This is a genomic window from Paraburkholderia sp. WC7.3g (genome assembly GCF_050436345.1).
GTDB lineage: Bacteria > Pseudomonadota > Gammaproteobacteria > Burkholderiales > Burkholderiaceae > Paraburkholderia > Paraburkholderia podalyriae.
This window is the reverse complement of record NZ_JBNDMA010000004.1, coordinates 1,196,114-1,213,489: the sequence shown is the minus strand read 5'-3', so window position 1 is coordinate 1,213,489 and position 17,376 is coordinate 1,196,114. Positions and strand designations below refer to the sequence as shown.

Genomic DNA, 17,376 nt, shown 5'->3' with positions numbered 1-17,376 from the left:
GCTGCTGCTGCACTTAAGGCTCGAGCACATATGTGCCTGGCGCGGCGCAGAGCCCCGATTCCGTGGTCATCGCGCGAGGGGCGATCCTGTCGCCGGAATGCGCGACGAGCCAGTTTTGCCAGCGCGGCCACCACGAGCCCTCCTGTGCCGGAGTCTGTGCATGCCACTCGTCCGGGTCCAGATAGGGGGCGTCCTTGCCCCGTGTACTGAGGCGGTAGCTGCGTCCGGCGTGCCCAGGCTCGGAGACAATCCCGGCATTGTGGCCGCCCGAGGTCAGCAGGAAACTAATCTCCGCGCGGCTTAACAGATGCAGCTTGTAGACCGAGCGCCACGGCGACACGTGATCCCGTTCGGTGCCCACCACAAACAGCGGCAACCTGAGATCGGCGAGCGCCACCGCACGGCCGAGTGCGTGGTACCGACCCTCGGCGAGCGCATTGCGCAGGTAAAGCTCGCGCAGCGTTTCACTGTGCAGCCGGTATGGCAGGCGCGTCGTGTCCGCGTTCCAGGTCATCAGGTCCGTGGGCTTGGTATGCTCGCCGAGAAGATACTCGTGCATCATCCGTGACCAGATCAGGTCGCGCGAATGGAGCAACTGGAAGGCACGTGCCAGCTGCCGGCCGTCGAGATAGCCCTGGTCCCACATGAGCGCGTCGAGATCTGCAAGTTCGCTCCACCCGACGAACAGACCCAGTTCACCGGGCTCGCTGAAATCAGTCTGCGCCGCGAAGAGCGTCACCGTCCTGAGGGGCGTCCTGCTGTCTCGCGCAAGCGCTGCCACACCGATGGCAAGCAACGTCCCGCCCAGGCAATAGCCGGCCGTATGGATCGAGGAGGCGCCGCTCAACTGGCACACGCGTGCTATCGCATCGAAGACACCGCGCTCCAGATAATCGTCCAGCCCGAAGTCGCGCGCGTCCTCGCGCGGGTTTTTCCACGACACCATAAAGACGGTGTGGCCCTGCTCCACCAGATAGCGTACGAGCGAGTTGTGCGGCGACAGGTCGAGAATGTAGTACTTGAGGATCCAGGAAGGCACGATGAGTACCGGTTCAGGCCATACCGCAGTGGTTTGCGGTGCGTACTGGATCAGCTCGACCAGTTCGTTGCGGTACACTACCCTGCCGGGCGTGATTGCGACACGCTGCCCCACGTAGTGGGCGACGCACCGCTGGGGCGAGGTGCGCGGGCTGTAACCGGCCAGCACCTCCTGCTGGTCGTCCAGCCAATGGCGCCCGCCCTCGACGAAATTGCGCCCGCCCGTCTCCGTCATCGCGCGCAGCACTTCCGGGTTGAGCCACCAGCAATTGCTGGGCGAAAGCATATCCGTCCACTGCCGCGCTGCAAAACTGACCATGTGCTGATGGTGCGGCGTGACACCGTCCAGACCCGTGGTGGCATTCTGCCAGAACGACTCCGTCTGGAAGAACGCATCGCGCAGCAGACTGAATGGCCAGCGTCCCCAGTCCGGATCGGCGAAACGCGGATCGCCCACCAGGCTGGGGTCCGCCGTGGGGCGAGCAGAATCTGGCTGCAGACGTGGCATCAGCCGAAAGAACTGTTGCACGCATTGCTGCCAAAGCGCGTACTGTTTGCCCGGCGAACGGGCCAGGTGCAGCGACCAGTCCAGCCACGCCAGTTGCAGCGCGGGTGCCGGTACCCAACCGACCGCCCGGCCGAATAGCGCACGCGTCTGTCGATCAAGCAGCCCGGCAGCGACATCGGGCGGCGTCCCGGTGCATCTGCCGTCAACAGGACGCTCGCCCAAGGGCGCAGGGCCCGCAGATGCTGACGATCCGGCGTGTTTGGGTCGGGTGACGGTTTCAGTCATCGTTTCGTCAAGCCTTTTTCACGTAAGCATTACACCATCCCTTCGCATAGACCAGCTTCCCACCGTAGATCGGACACGGACCGGTCCCGGCGCCGGGCTTGCCCTGATAGAGCTGGCAATTGGCGCACGTCTGCCCGGTCTGGTACCTGGGAAACTTTGCCTTGTCTACCTTCGCGGCGTCCATCTTGTATCCAAGCGACACCGCCGTCGGGTCATTTTCAGGGAGCACTGTAGCGTCCGCTTGCGACGCGCCGGGAAGGACCGTCGCTGATGCAACAGAAGCGGTAAGTATCATGAAACGACGACGGGTGAGTGACATGGCAGGACTCCTTTCCCACAGCGGAACCGACGGTTTCAGGCATGACGTCAGTCTTCTGGCCGATCAGGGCGGGAGGAACCGATCGGTCCCTGCAGGATCTGGCCTCACCAACCGATGAAGCCGACGCATCACTCGCTTAGCAAGCATCGTACCTGCGATTTCATCGACCCGTTTGGACGTTTGTTGTTGCGGGCCCGCTGCGCGTGAAATGGCTGGCCTGTCAGGATCCGGACTTCATTCTGGCCTTCGAACATCCGGCGATCCCTGCGATACCCGCCACCCGCGTTGACTGCAAAATAAAGTCGGGGCGCCATGATTTACCCCGGAATTTGGGCGCATGCATGGTGGGCGCATGCATGGGGCCTCATTGGTCACTCACGCGGCAGCCAGCGACCGCACGAGGAGGTGCGCATCGAATGGCTTTTCGCATCGCGGGTAGTCGCGATACGCAGCATCGAGCGCCTCGGCGCCCCTCGGCGCCCTAACCGGTAACGAAGACGAAGCGAACATGGCTCCGCGTCAGCGCGTCGGCGATGGAATACGACTTTTCGCCATGAAGGTTGACGTCGAGTACCGCGCCATCCATCCAGCGTATCAGCCTCGTCCTCAACAAAGGCCAGCGCCTCCTCGGCCCAGCCGATCGGGCCCACGACCGTTGTGCCGGCTTCAGCAAGCAGCGCGGCGAGACCTGGCGCGACCAGAAATAGCGGCGCACGGTGGTTCGTTGCTTGCGGTCCCGCGATGGGGGACGAGGTACGAAGGATGCGCCGGAAATCGCATGCGCAGCTGGCACCGGCCCGACAATACCGCTTCGCCATCGAGACTTGCGGGCCCGGAGCGCACCATGACGCTGTTGCAAACAAAACCCATCGACGTGCTAGAGGCCCAGGCGGCCCAGACTGAGGAGGAACTGCAGTAACGGGGGCGAACACGCGCTCCGGCGCGCGCTCTCCGCGCTGGACCTCAGCCTGCCTGGCATCGGCTGCATCATTGGCGCCGGGATTTTCGTGCTGACCGGACACGCGGCCGCGGCGAATGCGGGACCGGCGGTGGTGATTTCCTTCGTGCTCGCCCTACACTTATATTTACGCGACACTGGGCGAACTCGTCGCGTGGATTATCGGCTGTGATCTGATCCTCGAATACTGTATTGGCGCCACTACCGTCGCGATTGGCTGGTCTGGCTATGTCGTCAGTCTGCTGCGCAGTTTCGGCGTAACCATTCCCGACCGGTTCGCACGCGGCCCGCTCGCCTACGATCCGGTCGCCGCAGGACCAGCACGCCAGTGCAAGCGATTGTTAAGGCGAACAGGGCACTGGCGGCGATCGGCCTGATGCTCGGATTGCCGGCCGACACCTGGCTACGTCTCGTCAACTGGATGGCTATCGGCACCGTTATCCATTTCAGTTACGGGATCCGGCACAGCACGATACGCGCCAGGATCGATCCAGCGGTCACGGCTGCTGCCCCGCACATGAGCGCAGACATCTCCGCTCTCTGGCGAACCGGAGTCAACCGTCGCCGGTACGGTCCTCCGTGAACCGGCTTCGGAGGATTGGGCCATGCGCATGAATGTCGCACACAAGCTGATCCGGTCTCACCTGATCGAGGGCGACATGACGCCTGGGGGGAGATCGGCATCTCGATTGACCAGACGCTGACGCAGGATGCGACCGGCACGCTCGTGATGCTGGAGCTCGATGCCATGGGACTGGACCGGGTGAGGACCGAAGTCAGCGTGCAGTATGTGGACCATAACCTGATCCAGGAGGACTACCGCAATGCCGACGATCACCTCTTTCTGAAGAGCGCCGCGCAACGCTTCGGCCTGTGGTACTCACGGCCCGGCAACGGGGTCAGCCATCCGTGTCATCAGGAGAACTTCGGCAAACCGGGCAGGACGCTGCTCGGCTCTGATAGTCACACGCCCGCCGCTGGCGCAATCGGCATGCTGGCCATCGGTGCGGGCGGACTCGAGGTCGCGCTGGCGATCGCAGGTGAGCCGTTCTTCACGCGCATGCCCGAGATCTGGGGCGTGAAACTGACGGGCCGGTTGCCCGACTGGGTAAGTGCGAAGGATGTGATCCTCGAGATGCTCCGCCGTCATGGGGTCGATGGCGGCGTCGGCAGGATCATCGAATACTACGGTCCAGGGCTTGATGGACTCAGCGCCATGGACCGGCATGTCATTGCAAACATGGGTGCCGAACTCGGTGCGACCACCACCGTTTTCCCCTCCGATCAGGAGGTCCGGCGCTTCCTGCGTGCGTGGGGACGGGAAGCCGACTGGACCGAACTGATAGCTGACCCTGGTGCGACCTATGATGTTCGTGACGAAATCGATCTCGGGCGCCTCGAGCCGCTGATCGCCATGCCGTCGAGCCCGGACAACGTGGTTCCCGTGCGCGAGGTCGCGGGCGAGCCGATCCATCAGGCTTACATCGGTTCATCCGCCAATCCCGGTTACCGCGACTTCGCGATAGCGGCAACCATGGTACGCGGACGCGCCGTGCATGACCGTGTGTCGTTCGACGTGAATCCCACCTCACGGGCACAGCTCGAAATGCTCGTGAGCGACGGCCATATCGTGAACCTGCTTCATGCCGGCGCGCGCCTGCATCATGCCGGCTGCAACGGCTGCATCGGCATGGGTCAGGCACCCGCAACCAACGGGCTGTCGCTGCGCACCGTGCCGCGCAATTTCCCCGGCCGCTCGGGCACGCCCGAAGACAGGGTGTGTCTCGTCAGCCCCGAAACCGCCACTGCGTCGGCCCTCACGGGTGAGATCACGGATCCGCGCACGCTCGGCATGCCGTATCCGCGCGTTGCCGATCCGGATCATCCAATCGTCCATCGCGAGATGTTCGACCCTCCGCTGTCCGCTGAAAAAGCGTTGCGGGTGACGCTGCTCAAAGGCCCGAATATCGCCTCACTGCCGGCGTTCGAATCGCTGCCCGACATGATCGAAATGCCGGTGATGCTGAAAGCGGGAGATAACGTCACCACAGATGAAATCATGCCGGCCGGCGCGCGGGTGCTGCCGCTTCGCAGCAACATCCCGGAAATTGCGAATTTTGCGTTCGAGCGGATTGACCCGGCCTATGCGCGGCGTGCGAAGGAAACCGGTGATCACCTTGTTGTTGGCGGATCCAATTACGGGCAGGGTTCAAGCCGCGAACGCGCAGCGCTGGCGCCACGCTTTCTTGGACTGCGCGTTGTACTGGCGAAAAGTTTCGCACGCATCCACGCGCAGAATCTCGTTAATTTTGGCGTGCTCGCGCTGACCTTCGACGATCCCGCCGACTTTGACGGCATCGCGGTCGGCGACGTGCTGCGGCTTGACGACGTCCACGATGCGCTGACCAGGAGTCACGGACTGACCGTCAAGAACACGACGCGGGGCGGCACCTTCGAAGTTCACCACGCGATGTCGCTCCGGCAGACCCAGTATGTACTGCGCGGGAGCCTCATCAACTGGATGAAGGAGCGTCTTGCGGGCCACGCGGGAACCAGTGCAACATGATCCGCTCACGCTCGACGCCGCCGGCGTCGCCGGACTGTACGCAGATCCTCGTGCCGCCGGATGATCTCGCCATTCGCATCGTCTCCTCACGCAACAGTCCTGTCGACGGTCCCCGCTACCGGCTGACCGTGCGCGCAATCCGGGGTACGCTGCAGGTCGTAGCTGCATGGAAAGCGCTCGGGCAGTACGCCGCTGATGTCGAGCGCGTCCAGATCGGTATTGACAACCGTCACGGCTTCGAGGAGATCACCTTCACGTTCGGCGATATTTCGTCCGGAGCGCTCGTCCGGTTGGTGAGACGGCAGATCGCGCTGCCCTGGACGCTCGACGCCTATTTCCATTCTGACAACAACGCGACCGCCTGATCGTACGCGCATATGCAAAAGCGGGGGGGCTATCGGCTCCCGTTCGTGTCAGACGAGACCTGCAGCAGGAGCCCGCGGATGGCGTTGAGCAGGCAGACTGCCTGCACCGGCTTGAGAAGGAACACGTCCCACGGCCGCCCTGCCGAGGGCGGCGGAAGCGTGCCGGCGGCCATAACCAATAGCATTCCCGCTGTTGCGCGACTGCGCCGCAGGCGCCTGCACAGTTCCACACCATCGAGCCGGGGCATTCTCCAGTCCGTCACCACCAGCGCCGGTGATTCGATACCGGCCGCGGCCAGTGCCGCCTCGCCGTTCTGTGCGGTCAAAACATGATAACCCTCCGGCTCCAGCAGGAACCGGAGGGCGGTCAGGATGTTGGGATCGTCATCGACAACAAGGATGGTGGGCACCACAGCATTACCGATAGTGAGACTTTCAAACTGCTGAAACCGCAATGGACAATGGCAGAATCTGGCGTCCGCATTTTTTGATTTGCAATCCTACTCTTTGTCAAAAATTTCACCTTTCCTCGGCCAACGTGAGAAGGGCGTCCTCTCATGTCAGCTTGCCACATCCGCCGTACCACGTAACGGATCTGCGCTCACGAGAACGTCGAAGGTTGTTGTAGGGAAAGAAAACTATAATGGCCCGGCCCATTCACTTCCGGATCGGCCGCATGATGTGTCCCTCTCATGCAGCGCAAGAGCATTGGGTGTCGTGGCCATCTGGCGCCGGCCCCCTTCTCCGCTCGAGCCGGTCCAACCTATTCAGCCATGCATACCCCGTTCCGCTTTTCCTCCGCGGCTTTCGTGCTTGCGCTTGCGAGCGCACTGTCTGCGTGCTCGACACCGAAGCCGCTTTACCAGCAAGAACAGTTCGACGCAGGCGATAGCCCCTATATGCACAAGTTCGCCGCGAAGACAGAGCCCGCCTGCGAAGCCGCCCGCCGTGCGTTGCTCAGCCAGGGATATATCGCCAGTTCGACCAGGCCCGATTCGGTCGACGGCTCGAAAAATTTCCAGCCCACCAGCGATGCGCACGCGGTGATTGAAATCCATGTGGTCTGTACAACCGACGACCCCAAAAGCAACAGCAGTATCGCGTACGTGAACGCAGTGCAGGATCGCTATGCGCTGAAGAAGAGCAACACGTCGGCGAGCGTCGGGCTGAGCGTGTTCGGATCGCTGTCGCTACCGATCGGCTCAAGCGATGACTCGATGGTGAAAGTTGCGAGCGAGACGATTCCTGCCGGCGTTTTCTATCAGCGTTTCTTTGCGCTCGTCGACCACTACCTGAAGGCCGACTCTGCCCAGCCGGGCGCCATTGCCGCCGCGGCAGCGCCGAAGGAGACGCTGCCGTCAATGAACGACGCCGTGCCGCCGTTCGGGGCAGCCCAGACAGGTAATGGTTCGGAGAAAGCGACGAGCGCCAGGTAAGGCGTCGACGGTATGGCGCGCCCGGATGTGTGCTCGAGCCGCGTTTGGTCCGCCCACTTTCCCGGCTAGCATGCAGCGACGAAGAGGCGAACAGCCTGACGTGCCATGTTGCCGTGTACGGACCCGCCTGGCAGCAGACGCGAGCCGCCGCGGTCGTCAGCCCGGTCGTAAACTTCGGCGCATAAACGGCGTCATGCTCGCGCTGTCCCAGTGCAGATCGGGCGGCCCTCGAAGTTGGGCCGCGGCAAGTGTCCGGAACAACGCTCAAGCCTGCATCATATTGGCTTGCGGGCTCATAGGGTGCGACATCTCAGTGACGGCGTGCGAAGGCCCGAAGAAGGGAATCTCCGTCCTGCGTAATTCGAGGCCGCACCGTACCGCCGGCAAGCTGCTCCATGGCGACGAGCTGGCGTTCGAGCAACGTGTCAAGTTCCTGCCGCTCGGCAATATGGTCGGCCGAGTCCCTGACGAGCATCAATGTCGCAAATTCATGGGCGCTGAGCATTCCTGTCTCCTGGTCGTTCGAGTAGGTGCCGTAGGGGATTGCGCCGGCTACTGGCCTGTGGGCCGTGCCTGCCCGGCTAAGGTCGCTGTCGGCGACGCATTACCGATGGCGCGTTTGGCTGCGATTGGCAGCGGGGAGTTGATGATAGAAGCAGGCTCGGGAGCGGAGCAATCCGGGTCGTCCCGCATATTGGACATATTGAAGGTCTTCCGCGCGTGAAATAGCGTCACCCAGCTTCAACGCCGGCTGCCCCGTGCACAGTCGCGAGAGCACCCAACTGGCCTCACCTGATCAACCTGCCGCTCCACCGGTCACGGTCGCTCCAGAACGGACACCACGGACAGGTTTCGCCTTCCGGATAGTCGATGCCTTCCTCATGCGGGCACCCGATGATGCGATCGACGGCGACGACCGAACGCGCACCATGCTGTTCAATGAACCGGACGACTGCTTCGGTGATTTCCGGATCGGCTCTCGCATCGGACGTTTCACAGAACCACCGCTCAACAGGATCAGCATCCGCGCCTTCGTACGCGACGATGCCGACGGCAACCTTCGTCGCCCGCGTGTCATCGGGCCCATAGCAGGCCACCGTTGCGACCGGGTAGCCGCAGAAGCCCTTGCGGCTTTTTTTCGCGAGCCTGTCCCGGTACCACTGCGCTTTCAATGTCATGTCGCCTCCGTGCCTCCGCGCGACTGGCCGATGCGACTACGGCATTAGCGGTAATCGTGGCCGCAGATCGTCACACTCATCGGTGCTGCACTTTCCGTGTCGCCATGTAGGTGTCGAACAGGCCCGCATGCAGCCGGCTGAGCTCCTGGCGCAGCCCGATGAGTTCGTGCTGGTCGCCGTCATGCTCCCGGCGCAGGATCTCTCCGAGCAGGGCCGTCGCGCGCGATGCCGCCTGGTCACGCTGCACGCGCGCCTCACCTAACCTGCCGGCGAGCGCCGGCTTCACCAGCAGCAGCCATGCCGGGAACCACGAATAGTCGTCGACCTCGCCGGTGCCGGGGAACTCCGCATCGAAGCGCTGGCGTAGCGCGTCCAGCGAAGCATCACCCAAGGCGGGCAACAACGCCACGAACCTCGCGGGCGCCAGCCACGCCAGCTGCGCGAGCAGCGGCCACGCCGCATCCAGGCCGGCCGCCCGGTAGCGTGCCTCGGTCATCCACGCAAGCGGTGCCGGGATGCGCGACCAGGACTCAATGGCTTCGACTGCTTCAATCGCAGCCGCCCTGTCGCCCGCCAAAAGCCACAGCGGCACGGCGTGACTGTCTGCGTCGGCGGTACGAAACGGTAGCGATTCAGCCCGCTGAGCAAGCGCTCGCCAGCACGGCGTGAGCCACGACTGGACATTCTGCGCGGGCAGCACCCGCCGGGCGGCAGGTACGACCTCGTCCTCGAGATGCCGGCGTGCGCTGGCCAGCGTCTCGTGATCAGAAAAGGGCGTGGGGGATCCGCGTTCCAGCTCACGAACCAGCACGCTCATCGCTGGGAGCGCGCCATCGTCCGGATATTCGCCGGCGAGCAGCTCCAGTGCCGTTCGCGCTGCCACCGCATCGCGCCGCTGCAGCGGCTCCAGCACGTCGTTACGCAACATGACATCACGGGGGATTGTCAAGTTGGCGAGGCGCCGAGCGGCGGAATGGAGCGATGAAAAAGACGAAGTCTTATTTCCTTTATCGAGCGGTGGATCGGGCAGGCCAGACAGTAGACTTCATGCACAGTGCTATTCAGCTAGCAAAGTGCTGCATATAAGCTGTTGGAGCCGCGATCCCCGCGGCTCGCTTTGCCCGTGTTCAGATGGAAGGCCAGTTTCAGGCGTTCAACAGAACGCCATATCCCGGCGACTTCGCCGCGATCTTCAGCTTCCTCAAGCAGTACCACAACAGCGCGGCGTTGCTGGTGATCACCGGGCGCCCGACTTGCGCTTCGATCGATTCGATCACACTGCTCACGCGAATGCCCGCGCAACTGATCAGCAACGCGTCGTAGTCGCGCGGCAAACGCATCGCAATATCGGACCAGACCTCCGGCTGCAACGTGCCCTGCTCGAACGGTGTGCGGCACGCGCGGCTCGCTTCGGCGACGACGCTCAGCCCGCGTTGCTCGAAAAATGCCAGTTCCGCGGCCACTACATGCTCGCTGTAGGCGGTCACCAGTCCGAGCTTTTTCGCGCCCAGCGCGCCGCACGCGGCGAGCACGGCCTCGATCGTCGTGACCGCCGCAATGTTGGTCGCCTCCTTCACCCGTGCGTTGATCGCGTCGGGACCGTTCACGACACCCGCCGCCGTGCAATTCGTCGCGATCAGGTCAACCTTCGCGTCGGCGAGCAGTTGCGCGTGCTGTTCGATGTCGTCGATCAGCATGCGATCCGACTCCATGGAGGTGTCGCGAAACGGCAGACGCGTCGTCACGAATTGCACGCCCTCGGGCGCCATGAGCTGAATCTCGAAGTCGCACAGTCCGCCCGACGGATAGAGATGCCCAATCCGGGCGAGATCGCCGAAGCCAATGCTCATGCCTGCCCCTCGTTAGTCGCGTTGGTCGCGTTGGTCGCGTTGGTCGTATAAGGTCGTGCGCGTGGCCATCGGATAATGGATGTTGCTGCCCTCGAACGGCGGGAATGCTTCGAAGTCCTTGCGCATCGCGTGGCGCACCGGCGAGTGCATCGCCGCGGTGATCGCCTGCGCGCTGTCGAACATCAGCTTGTTGCGCTGCATGTGGTGCACGCGGCTCCACGGCATCGCATCGAGCCAGTCGATCCGGGTGAAGATCTCGATCTCGCGCACACCCGGAAAGTCGAACATGATCTGTGGATGGTGCGTCAGGTAGTAGTTGATCCACGCGTCGAAGTCGAGCGCGTGGCCCGGATAGTGCACGAGGAACTGGCAAGGCAGGCTGCCGGCCGGCGCGCGCGCCTCGGCATCGGCGACCGGAAACGGGCGGCGCAGCATCGCCTGCTGCTCGACGCGGCAGCCGGCGAGGCTCGGCAGATCCGCGTTGGCGAGCGCCTGCAAATGGCCCCCCGCCGCGAGCGGCGCTTCAAGATCGAACACTGTGTCGTAGTCGAGTTGCAGCGCGAAGATCGGCGACGGGCCGTCCTGCGTGTAGTAATCGTCGGCGGTTTCCGGCGTGTACAGGCGCGAGCGGCGCAGCGCCGGCGTGGCATCGACGATCGCGGCGATGCGTTCGAGATCGGTGGCGGCGATGCGCGCCGCCGGATCCGTATGCACCCAGGTCACGAGGTATGAGAACTGCATGATTCGGCATGTCTCCCTTGCGTGTCGAAGCGTTCACAACGCCAGCAGAATAGTTTGAATGCGTTCGCGCCGTTGCGCGTGATCGGCGTTCGAGTCGTCATTTAGCGTGAGTGCCAGCATCAACGCAATGCGCAACTTGTGCGGCGCGAGATCGCCGCCCGCGATCACGCCGTCGCGTGCCAGAAAGGCTTGCGGCGGCACCACGCCGCGTGCCGCGCGGCTCGACTGCACGACCACCACGCCCGCCTCCACCGCCTTGCGATAGGCGGCGCCCTCGCCTGCCGCCGGCCGTCCCGGCACCAGTCCCGCACTGACGATGCCGGCGCTGCCTGCCGCGACCAGCGCGTCGATCGCGACGCCGTCCGCACCCGCATACGAGATCGCGATATCGACGCGCGGCAGTGTGAACGGCGCACCCGTTTCCACCAGCGCGCGCGCAAACCACGCGGATTCGCCGCCAGGGCGCGAGGCGATCGCAGCGCGCCGCCACGTGACCCGCGCGTCGGGCTCGATACGCGCGAGTGGCCCATAGCCCGGCGACTCGAACGCGTTCAGCTCGAAGCTGGCCGCCTTGGTTACGTCGCGCGGCGAGAACAGCCAGCCGTCCATCGCGACCAGTACGCCGTGTGCCGCGCTGTGCGGATCGCGCGCGGCCGCGACCGCGCCACGCAGGTTCGCGAGCACGTCGCTGCCCGCGGTGTTCGCGGGCCGCTGCGCGCCGGTGACGATCACCGGCTGCGCGATGTCGAGCACGAGTTGCAGAAACCACGCGGTTTCTTCGAGCGTCGCGGTGCCGTGCGTGACGATGAAGCCGGTGATCGACGGATCGGTGAGCGCGGTGCGCCGGATCAGGCGCGCCAGTTCCACCCAGTCGGCCGGCTGGATCGCCACACTGCCGAGGCTGCGAAACGTCACGGGCAGCAATTCGACGTCGGGCGCCAGTTCGTCGAGCGTCGCGAGCAACGAGTCGATCGGATGCACGACGCCGCTTTCCGAATATTCGACCCAGTCGAACGGAGCACGCGCGTGCATCGCGAACGTGCCACCGGTGCCGATTACAGCGATCTTCGGCGGGTGCGCCGCGTTGGTTTCGGTCGCAAAAGAAGTCATCGCTTCAGCGGCTCAGCCGAACGTAGAGATTGCCGCCGTCGACCCGCACCTCGTGGCGGCGCGTATCGCGCACGATCGGCGCGGTTGTGCCTTTGCCCGTGCGCACATCGACGAGACCCGCGTGCAACGGACATTCGATCTCGTGACCGTCGAGGAAGCCTTCGCTCAGGACCGCGTTGCCGTGCGTACAGATATCGTCGAGCGCATGAATCTCGCCATCGACGCGAAACAGCCCGACCTTCACCGCGTCGATCGTCACGCCCAGACAATCGTTGCCGTCGAAACACTGGTCGAGTTCGCCGATCAGATGCCACGCATCGGCAACGAGCGCTGCCGACGGCGCTCCGCCGCCCGCGAACGCCACTTCGGCCACGTGCTCCGGCGCATGCACAGGCCCATGAGCCGTGCGCCCGCATACCGACACAATAGGAATGATCTTCATAGCGCATAGTCCTTCTGAAGATTGATCACGTCATGACGCTTCATCGCGCCGATCAGGTCCGCGACGCGCGCGATGCCGCGCTGCTCACAAAACGCTCGCATGCCGTCGATCATCCGTGGCATCGCGTTCGGCGTGACGAAGTTGGCGGTGCCGACCTGCACTGCCGTGCAGCCCGCCAGCATGAACTCGATCGCGTCTTCGGCGGTGTTGATGCCGCCGCAGCCGATCACTGGAATCTCGACGGCCTCGGCGCACTGATAGGCCATGCGCAGCAGAATCGGCCTGGTCGCCGCGCCGGTCAGCCCGCCCATCACGTTCGCGACGCGCGGCTTGAAGGTCTGCACGTCGATCGCCATTGCCAGAATCGCGTTGCTGCACACCAGCGCATCGGCGCCGGCGGCTTGCGCGGCGAGCGCGACTTCGACCAGGTTGCCGGCGTTCGGGGTCATCTTGACCCACACCGGAATGCGAGTGCTCGACTTCATCGCGTGCACGACCTGATAGGTGGCGTCGGGGTCCATGCCGAACGCCTTGCCGTTCTTCTTCAGGTTCGGGCACGACACGTTCGCCTCGATCGCCGCGATGCCGCTCGTGCCGATGCGCGCGGCCAACTCGCCGAACCCGGCCGCCGAATTCGCGGAGATGCTGCCCACGATCGGCGGCGTATAGCGCTGATAGAACGGCACAGTGGTGTTGATGTAATAGTCGGCGCCTTTGCTCGGAATGCCGATCGAAAACAATGTCGCGTCCTTGAACTCGGCGACGCGCGGCGGCGGCACGCCTTCGCGAATGTCGGCGGTGATCGTCTTGGTGACGATCGCGCCGAGGCAATTCAGATCGAACACGCGCGCGTTGCCGTCCGCGAAGGTGCCGGACGCGGGCATGACGGGATTGGCGAGCGTGAGTCCGCCTACTTTGACGCTCAGATCTACCATGATGTGGTTTCCTGCAAATCGAACACGGGGCCGTCCCAGCACACGCGCCGGAAGGTCAGACGATCGGAATCCGCACGCTCGCGGAATGGGCGCACGCATGCATAGCAGGAGCCGATGCCGCAACCCATGTGCTGCTCGATCGCCGTTTGTCCCGCCACGCGCCACGCGTGGCCGAGCTTCTGGAGCAACAGCAGAAGCCGGTTCGAGCCGCAGGTGGAAAGGAAGTCGAACGGCGCTTCGGCGTGCAGCGCTTCGAGCCGCGCTTCGACGCGGGCGGCGTCGCTGCTGCCGTCTTCGTCGGTGACGATATGAACCGTCGCGCCGGTTTCGCGCAGGCGCTCGGCCGACATCACCAGCGCCAGGCTGCGCGCGCTGAGCACGGCGGTAACACGCGCGCCCTGCGCGATCGCATGCGCCGCGAGCGGCGCCAGCGTCGCGAGGCCGACCCCGCGCGCCAGCAGCAACACATGGCGGGTGTCCGCGGGCAGTTCGAAGCCGTGACCGAGCGGCCCGAGCGCATCGAGCGTGTCGCCCGGCTGCAACGTGGCCAGCCCTTGCGTGCCGGTGCCCTGTACCTTGTACAAAAACTCGACGGTGCGCCGCCGCGGATCGGCGCCATAGACGCTCATCGGCCGGCGCAGGAACGATGTGCCCGCGACGCCCGGCGGGCACGCGAGATGGAAAAACTGGCCTGGCTGCGCGGCCGCGGCGCCCGCCGGGGCGGCGACGATCATGTGCCGGTATTCGGCGTTGACGGGCGTGTTTTGCAGCACCTCGCATGCGTGCTCGGCAATATCCAGCGTGGCGGTAGCGCCGCAGCAGCTTTGCGGATCGGGCGCGCAAGGCGCCGCAATGACTTCTGTCATGACTGGTTGTCCTCGGTGCGGGCGACGCGCAGCGCGTCGAGGTCCGCGAAATTGCTGGCGATCGGCAACGGTCCGTCCGCCAGGGTCATCATGTGGAGCGCTTCGAACTTCATGTAACTGATCAGCCAGAGGCCGCTCGTCGCGTCGCGCCGGTAGTGCTCGGTCGTCACCGCGCCGAGCCAGACCGCGCCTGCGCGCGTGTGCGCACCCTCGCGCAGTGCGACCTGCATCAGCCGCCAGTTCGCCTGCGCGACGCCGCGCGCTGCGTCGACCTTGAGCGTCTCGCTAACGTAGTAATGCATCGCGAAACGCCACGGTGACGCGAGAAACCAGCGCTCGATGGCCTCGCGTCCGACGAGGTCGCCACCGAAACCGTTACCGCCGGCCCAAACCGCATCGGCGGTGAAGCAGATGGCCTGCTGGCGAGCGATATCGGCGAGCGCGTGGGCGTCGAGCTTGCGGTAATCGCCCGCGTACTTCGCATCGGCGAGCGCGCCGTAGTGCGCCTTCAGCGCGCGAATCGACTCGATCGCTTCGAGCCGTTCGACGCGCGCCGCGAGCGCCGCCACCTGGGTGTCGCTGTACGCGGGCGTGTCGTTGCGGGTGCGGGCCTGGTCCACTCCCATCGAGATCGCCCTCATGCGGCAAGCTCCTTGAGCGACGTGCGCGAGTCCGCGAGGCGCGCGAGGTCCACTGGCGTCGCGCTGGCGACGAGCTTTTCGAGGAAACGCCGCTCGCGGCCCGCGTTGACGAGCACACCCGCGACGACGCGAGCGTCGCGCACGCTCAATGCCGCGCAAGCGCCGGCGCCCGGTTCGCCGCGCAGCACGACCTCATCGCGCGGATCGGGCTGACCCACGACCTGGATGTTGTTGCCGAGCTGATCGGTCCACATCCACGGCGTTTCGCGGTATGGCAGCGCGCGGCCGACGAGCGCCTGCGCGACCGCGAGCGCCTGGTTTTCGGCGTTGCGCCACGTTTCCTGACGCAGACCGCCGCGCTTGCTCGCGCGATCGAGCACATGCGCGACGTCGCCGACCGCATAAAGCCACGACGCATGCGGACTGCGGCAGGTTTCGTCGACGTCGACGCCGTGGCGTCCACTAAGCCCGGTACCGGCGAGAAACGCCGGCGCGCAATCGACGCCGATCGCGATCAGGATCGTGTCGGCCGCGATGTCGAAGGCTTCGCGCTGTTGCGCCTGATCGGCCACGAGCGGTTTGCAACGCACGACGTAGCGCGCGGCGCCGCTCGTCTTTTCCTCTGCTTCGGCGATCGCCTCGACCGCCACGCCCAGTTCCACGCGCACGCCGCGCGCACGATGCTCGCTCAGCAGCCACTCGGACATCACCGGCGGCAGGCAGCGCGCGAGCACGCGGTCGCCCGCTTCGAGCACCGTCACCGGCACGCCGAGTTCAAGCGCCGACGACGCGACCTCCATGCCGATCACGCCCGCCCCGACGATCGCAAGGCCACGGCTCTCGCGCAGCGCGCGACGCAGTGCGAGACTGTCGTCGAGCGTGCGCAGCAGGTGCACGCCGGGCCGGTTCGCGCCGGGAATCGCGCCGTCGCGCGGCGCGCCGCCGGTGGCGACGACGAGCCGGTCGAACGGCAACTTCGTGCCGCTCGCGAGCGTCAGCACGCGCTGGGCCGGATCGAGCGCAACTGCGCGTTCGTGTATGCGCTCGACGCGCACATCGCGCAACGCCGACGGCTCCCAGAACGCCGCGGGCGCGAGGACGATCGGCAACGCATCGAGGCTCGGCTCGGCTTCGCTGGTCAGCCATTCCTTCGAGAGCGCCGGCCGCTCGTAGGGCGGATGACGCTCATCGCCGACCAGCGTGATGCACCCCGCGAAGCCCAGCGAGACGAGGTGCTGGACGACGCGCCCACCCGCGTGGCCCGATCCGACTACCACGACGTGCTGCAGCTCGTCCGCTTCAGAGTGATCGTGATTCATGATTCGACCTCACACACGGGTTCCGGCGCGGTACAGCACGCCCTTGGCGCCGACACACGTAAAGCGGCGCGGCTCGCGCGGCGGAATCAGGATCGCTTCGCCCGCGACCAGCCGGTAATGCTCGCCTGCCGCGTCGATATCGAACTCGCCTTCGAGAATCGCGACGACTTCCTCGCCGCGCGCGCCCGCCGCTTCGTCGTGCACTTCGCTCGGCTCGAACACCGCGAATTCCGTCGTCAGCAGTGCGCCTTCGGCGCGCACCGTCTGACTCGCCGCATGCGGATCGCGCCAGCGCTCACCCGCTTGCACCGACGTGCATTGCGCGAGGTCGTTCGTCGGATTTTCAGCACGGTTATTCATTTGCATCTCTTATGATCGATTGGCGAGCGGGTAATACGGCGCGTCGTCTTGCGCCGCATATTCCGCGCGCGGCGGCGACACCACGTTCAGGCGCATGCTCACGCCTTCCGCGCCGTAACGGTTCTGGCCGTAGTGACTCAGGCCGGCGGGAATGAGCATCGCGTCGCCTTGTGCGAGCGTGCGCTCGACATCGGCGGTTTCGGGGCGCACCTCGAAGATCGAACACGAACCGAGCACCTGCAACGACGCTTCCTCGCCGTGATCGTGGGCCTTCGCGGGCAGATTGGTGCCCTGCTGTTCGACGAACTTGATCACCGCGACGCTCATCGTCTCGCCGAGCATCGTCTTGATGTACAGGCCGTTTTCGACCACGGTCTTCAGACCGTGATCGATGCCAAACACGCGGCATTTCACCATTTGCAACCTCCTTCAAAGCCGGGCGGACGCGCCGGCCGTTCG

General features: G+C 64.9%; 19 protein-coding genes and 2 pseudogenes. 5 read left to right on the top strand and 16 right to left on the bottom strand.

The window, feature by feature from the left end; genetic code table 11:
• Positions 1-13: 13 nt before the first annotated feature.
• Both OKW43_RS39120 and OKW43_RS39115 read right to left on the bottom strand, forming a co-directional pair.
• Positions 14-1,831 (bottom strand): PHA/PHB synthase family protein, encoded by a 1,818-nt coding sequence (locus OKW43_RS39120; protein WP_429454021.1) that lies wholly within the window; start codon positions 1,829-1,831, stop codon positions 14-16.
• A 7-nt stretch (positions 1,832-1,838) separates the two neighbouring features.
• Entirely contained in the window at positions 1,839-2,150 is a 312-nt protein-coding gene (locus OKW43_RS39115; RefSeq protein ID WP_187639399.1) for a high-potential iron-sulfur protein, read from the bottom strand.
• A gap of 844 nt (positions 2,151-2,994) precedes the next feature.
• On the opposite strand from OKW43_RS39115, the pseudogene OKW43_RS39110 reads away from it, so the two are divergent.
• The 4 genes and pseudogenes from OKW43_RS39110 to OKW43_RS39095 all read left to right on the top strand — a co-directional run.
• Positions 2,995-3,398: pseudogene (locus OKW43_RS39110) on the top strand (amino acid permease); the annotation flags it as partial.
• A gap of 38 nt (positions 3,399-3,436) precedes the next feature.
• Positions 3,437-3,691, top strand: a complete 255-nt coding sequence (locus OKW43_RS39105) for an amino acid permease C-terminal domain-containing protein (RefSeq protein WP_429454019.1) — start codon at positions 3,437-3,439, stop codon at positions 3,689-3,691.
• A gap of 15 nt (positions 3,692-3,706) precedes the next feature.
• Positions 3,707-5,674, top strand: coding sequence for an aconitate hydratase (locus OKW43_RS39100; RefSeq protein WP_429454017.1), 1,968 nt, complete (start codon positions 3,707-3,709; stop codon positions 5,672-5,674).
• Positions 5,671-6,039: a hypothetical protein gene (locus OKW43_RS39095; RefSeq protein ID WP_187639396.1), complete on the top strand. Its 369-nt coding sequence runs from the start codon at positions 5,671-5,673 to the stop codon at positions 6,037-6,039. Before OKW43_RS39100 ends, OKW43_RS39095 begins: the two co-directional genes overlap by 4 nt.
• 29 nt (positions 6,040-6,068) lie before the next feature.
• Here the strand turns inward: OKW43_RS39095 and OKW43_RS39090 are convergent, their stop codons facing one another.
• On the bottom strand, positions 6,069-6,449 hold the full coding sequence (locus OKW43_RS39090) for a response regulator transcription factor (protein WP_429454015.1): 381 nt from the start codon (positions 6,447-6,449) through the stop codon (positions 6,069-6,071).
• A 363-nt stretch (positions 6,450-6,812) separates the two neighbouring features.
• Here OKW43_RS39090 and OKW43_RS39085 point away from each other — a divergent pair.
• Positions 6,813-7,418 (top strand): annotated as a pseudogene (locus OKW43_RS39085) (DUF2242 domain-containing protein); the annotation flags it as partial.
• Positions 7,419-7,785: 367 nt separating this feature from the next.
• Here the strand turns inward: OKW43_RS39085 and OKW43_RS39080 are convergent.
• The 13 genes from OKW43_RS39080 to OKW43_RS39020 all read right to left on the bottom strand — a co-directional run bounded on the left by OKW43_RS39080 (position 7,786) and on the right by OKW43_RS39020 (position 17,334).
• Entirely contained in the window at positions 7,786-7,980 is a 195-nt protein-coding gene (locus OKW43_RS39080) for a hypothetical protein (RefSeq protein ID WP_187639394.1), read from the bottom strand.
• A gap of 283 nt (positions 7,981-8,263) precedes the next feature.
• Positions 8,264-8,653 (bottom strand): hypothetical protein, encoded by a 390-nt coding sequence (locus tag OKW43_RS39075; protein WP_429454013.1) that lies wholly within the window; start codon positions 8,651-8,653, stop codon positions 8,264-8,266.
• A 76-nt stretch (positions 8,654-8,729) separates the two neighbouring features.
• Positions 8,730-9,581 (bottom strand): hypothetical protein, encoded by an 852-nt coding sequence (locus tag OKW43_RS39070; protein ID WP_429454011.1) that lies wholly within the window; start codon positions 9,579-9,581, stop codon positions 8,730-8,732.
• 217 nt (positions 9,582-9,798) lie between these two features.
• Positions 9,799-10,503: a maleate cis-trans isomerase family protein gene (locus OKW43_RS39065; protein WP_429454009.1), complete on the bottom strand. Its 705-nt coding sequence runs from the start codon at positions 10,501-10,503 to the stop codon at positions 9,799-9,801.
• A 12-nt stretch (positions 10,504-10,515) separates the two neighbouring features.
• Positions 10,516-11,244 (bottom strand): hypothetical protein, encoded by a 729-nt coding sequence (locus OKW43_RS39060; RefSeq protein ID WP_429454007.1) that lies wholly within the window; start codon positions 11,242-11,244, stop codon positions 10,516-10,518.
• A 33-nt stretch (positions 11,245-11,277) separates the two neighbouring features.
• Positions 11,278-12,354 carry an asparaginase gene (locus OKW43_RS39055; RefSeq protein ID WP_429454005.1) on the bottom strand — a complete coding sequence of 359 codons (1,077 nt, stop codon included), beginning with the start codon at positions 12,352-12,354 and terminating at the stop codon, positions 11,278-11,280.
• Positions 12,355-12,358: 4 nt separating this feature from the next.
• Complete coding sequence (locus tag OKW43_RS39050) at positions 12,359-12,796, bottom strand: non-heme iron oxygenase ferredoxin subunit (protein ID WP_429454003.1); 438 nt, start codon at positions 12,794-12,796, stop codon at positions 12,359-12,361.
• Positions 12,793-13,731, bottom strand: coding sequence for a dihydroorotate dehydrogenase (locus OKW43_RS39045; protein WP_429454001.1), 939 nt, complete (start codon positions 13,729-13,731; stop codon positions 12,793-12,795). The genes OKW43_RS39050 and OKW43_RS39045 overlap by 4 nt, the downstream gene beginning before the upstream one ends.
• A complete protein-coding gene (locus OKW43_RS39040; RefSeq protein ID WP_429453999.1) occupies positions 13,725-14,597 on the bottom strand; it encodes a dihydroorotate dehydrogenase electron transfer subunit in 873 nt (290 codons plus the stop codon). The genes OKW43_RS39045 and OKW43_RS39040 overlap by 7 nt, the downstream gene beginning before the upstream one ends.
• Positions 14,594-15,238 (bottom strand): nuclear transport factor 2 family protein, encoded by a 645-nt coding sequence (locus OKW43_RS39035; RefSeq protein ID WP_429453997.1) that lies wholly within the window; start codon positions 15,236-15,238, stop codon positions 14,594-14,596. Before OKW43_RS39035 ends, OKW43_RS39040 begins: the two co-directional genes overlap by 4 nt.
• Positions 15,235-16,557 (bottom strand): NAD(P)/FAD-dependent oxidoreductase, encoded by a 1,323-nt coding sequence (locus OKW43_RS39030; protein ID WP_429453995.1) that lies wholly within the window; start codon positions 16,555-16,557, stop codon positions 15,235-15,237. The genes OKW43_RS39035 and OKW43_RS39030 overlap by 4 nt, the downstream gene beginning before the upstream one ends.
• A gap of 9 nt (positions 16,558-16,566) precedes the next feature.
• On the bottom strand, positions 16,567-16,917 hold the full coding sequence (locus tag OKW43_RS39025) for a cupin domain-containing protein (protein ID WP_429453993.1): 351 nt from the start codon (positions 16,915-16,917) through the stop codon (positions 16,567-16,569).
• Positions 16,918-16,926: 9 nt separating this feature from the next.
• Positions 16,927-17,334, bottom strand: coding sequence for a cupin domain-containing protein (locus tag OKW43_RS39020; RefSeq protein ID WP_429453991.1), 408 nt, complete (start codon positions 17,332-17,334; stop codon positions 16,927-16,929).
• Between the last annotated feature and the right edge of the window lie 42 nt (positions 17,335-17,376).

Bases quoted from the DNA above. Each gene is read 5' to 3' on its own strand.
- OKW43_RS39065 (WP_429454009.1), bottom strand. From the start codon at position 10,503: ATGAGCATTGGCTTCGGCGATCTCGCCCGGATTGGGCATCTCTATCCG.
- OKW43_RS39120 (WP_429454021.1), bottom strand. From the start codon at position 1,831: ATGACTGAAACCGTCACCCGACCCAAACACGCCGGATCGTCAGCATCT.
- OKW43_RS39045 (WP_429454001.1), bottom strand. From the start codon at position 13,731: ATGGTAGATCTGAGCGTCAAAGTAGGCGGACTCACGCTCGCCAATCCC.
- OKW43_RS39030 (WP_429453995.1), bottom strand. From the start codon at position 16,557: ATGAATCACGATCACTCTGAAGCGGACGAGCTGCAGCACGTCGTGGTA.
- OKW43_RS39115 (WP_187639399.1), bottom strand. From the start codon at position 2,150: ATGTCACTCACCCGTCGTCGTTTCATGATACTTACCGCTTCTGTTGCA.
- OKW43_RS39080 (WP_187639394.1), bottom strand. From the start codon at position 7,980: ATGCTCAGCGCCCATGAATTTGCGACATTGATGCTCGTCAGGGACTCG.
- OKW43_RS39095 (WP_187639396.1), top strand. From the start codon at position 5,671: ATGATCCGCTCACGCTCGACGCCGCCGGCGTCGCCGGACTGTACGCAG.
- OKW43_RS39070 (WP_429454011.1), bottom strand. From the start codon at position 9,581: ATGTTGCGTAACGACGTGCTGGAGCCGCTGCAGCGGCGCGATGCGGTG.
- OKW43_RS39040 (WP_429453999.1), bottom strand. From the start codon at position 14,597: ATGACAGAAGTCATTGCGGCGCCTTGCGCGCCCGATCCGCAAAGCTGC.
- OKW43_RS39020 (WP_429453991.1), bottom strand. From the start codon at position 17,334: ATGGTGAAATGCCGCGTGTTTGGCATCGATCACGGTCTGAAGACCGTG.
- OKW43_RS39050 (WP_429454003.1), bottom strand. From the start codon at position 12,796: ATGAAGATCATTCCTATTGTGTCGGTATGCGGGCGCACGGCTCATGGG.
- OKW43_RS39055 (WP_429454005.1), bottom strand. From the start codon at position 12,354: ATGACTTCTTTTGCGACCGAAACCAACGCGGCGCACCCGCCGAAGATC.
- OKW43_RS39060 (WP_429454007.1), bottom strand. From the start codon at position 11,244: ATGCAGTTCTCATACCTCGTGACCTGGGTGCATACGGATCCGGCGGCG.
- OKW43_RS39035 (WP_429453997.1), bottom strand. From the start codon at position 15,238: ATGAGGGCGATCTCGATGGGAGTGGACCAGGCCCGCACCCGCAACGAC.
- OKW43_RS39075 (WP_429454013.1), bottom strand. From the start codon at position 8,653: ATGACATTGAAAGCGCAGTGGTACCGGGACAGGCTCGCGAAAAAAAGC.
- OKW43_RS39025 (WP_429453993.1), bottom strand. From the start codon at position 16,917: ATGAATAACCGTGCTGAAAATCCGACGAACGACCTCGCGCAATGCACG.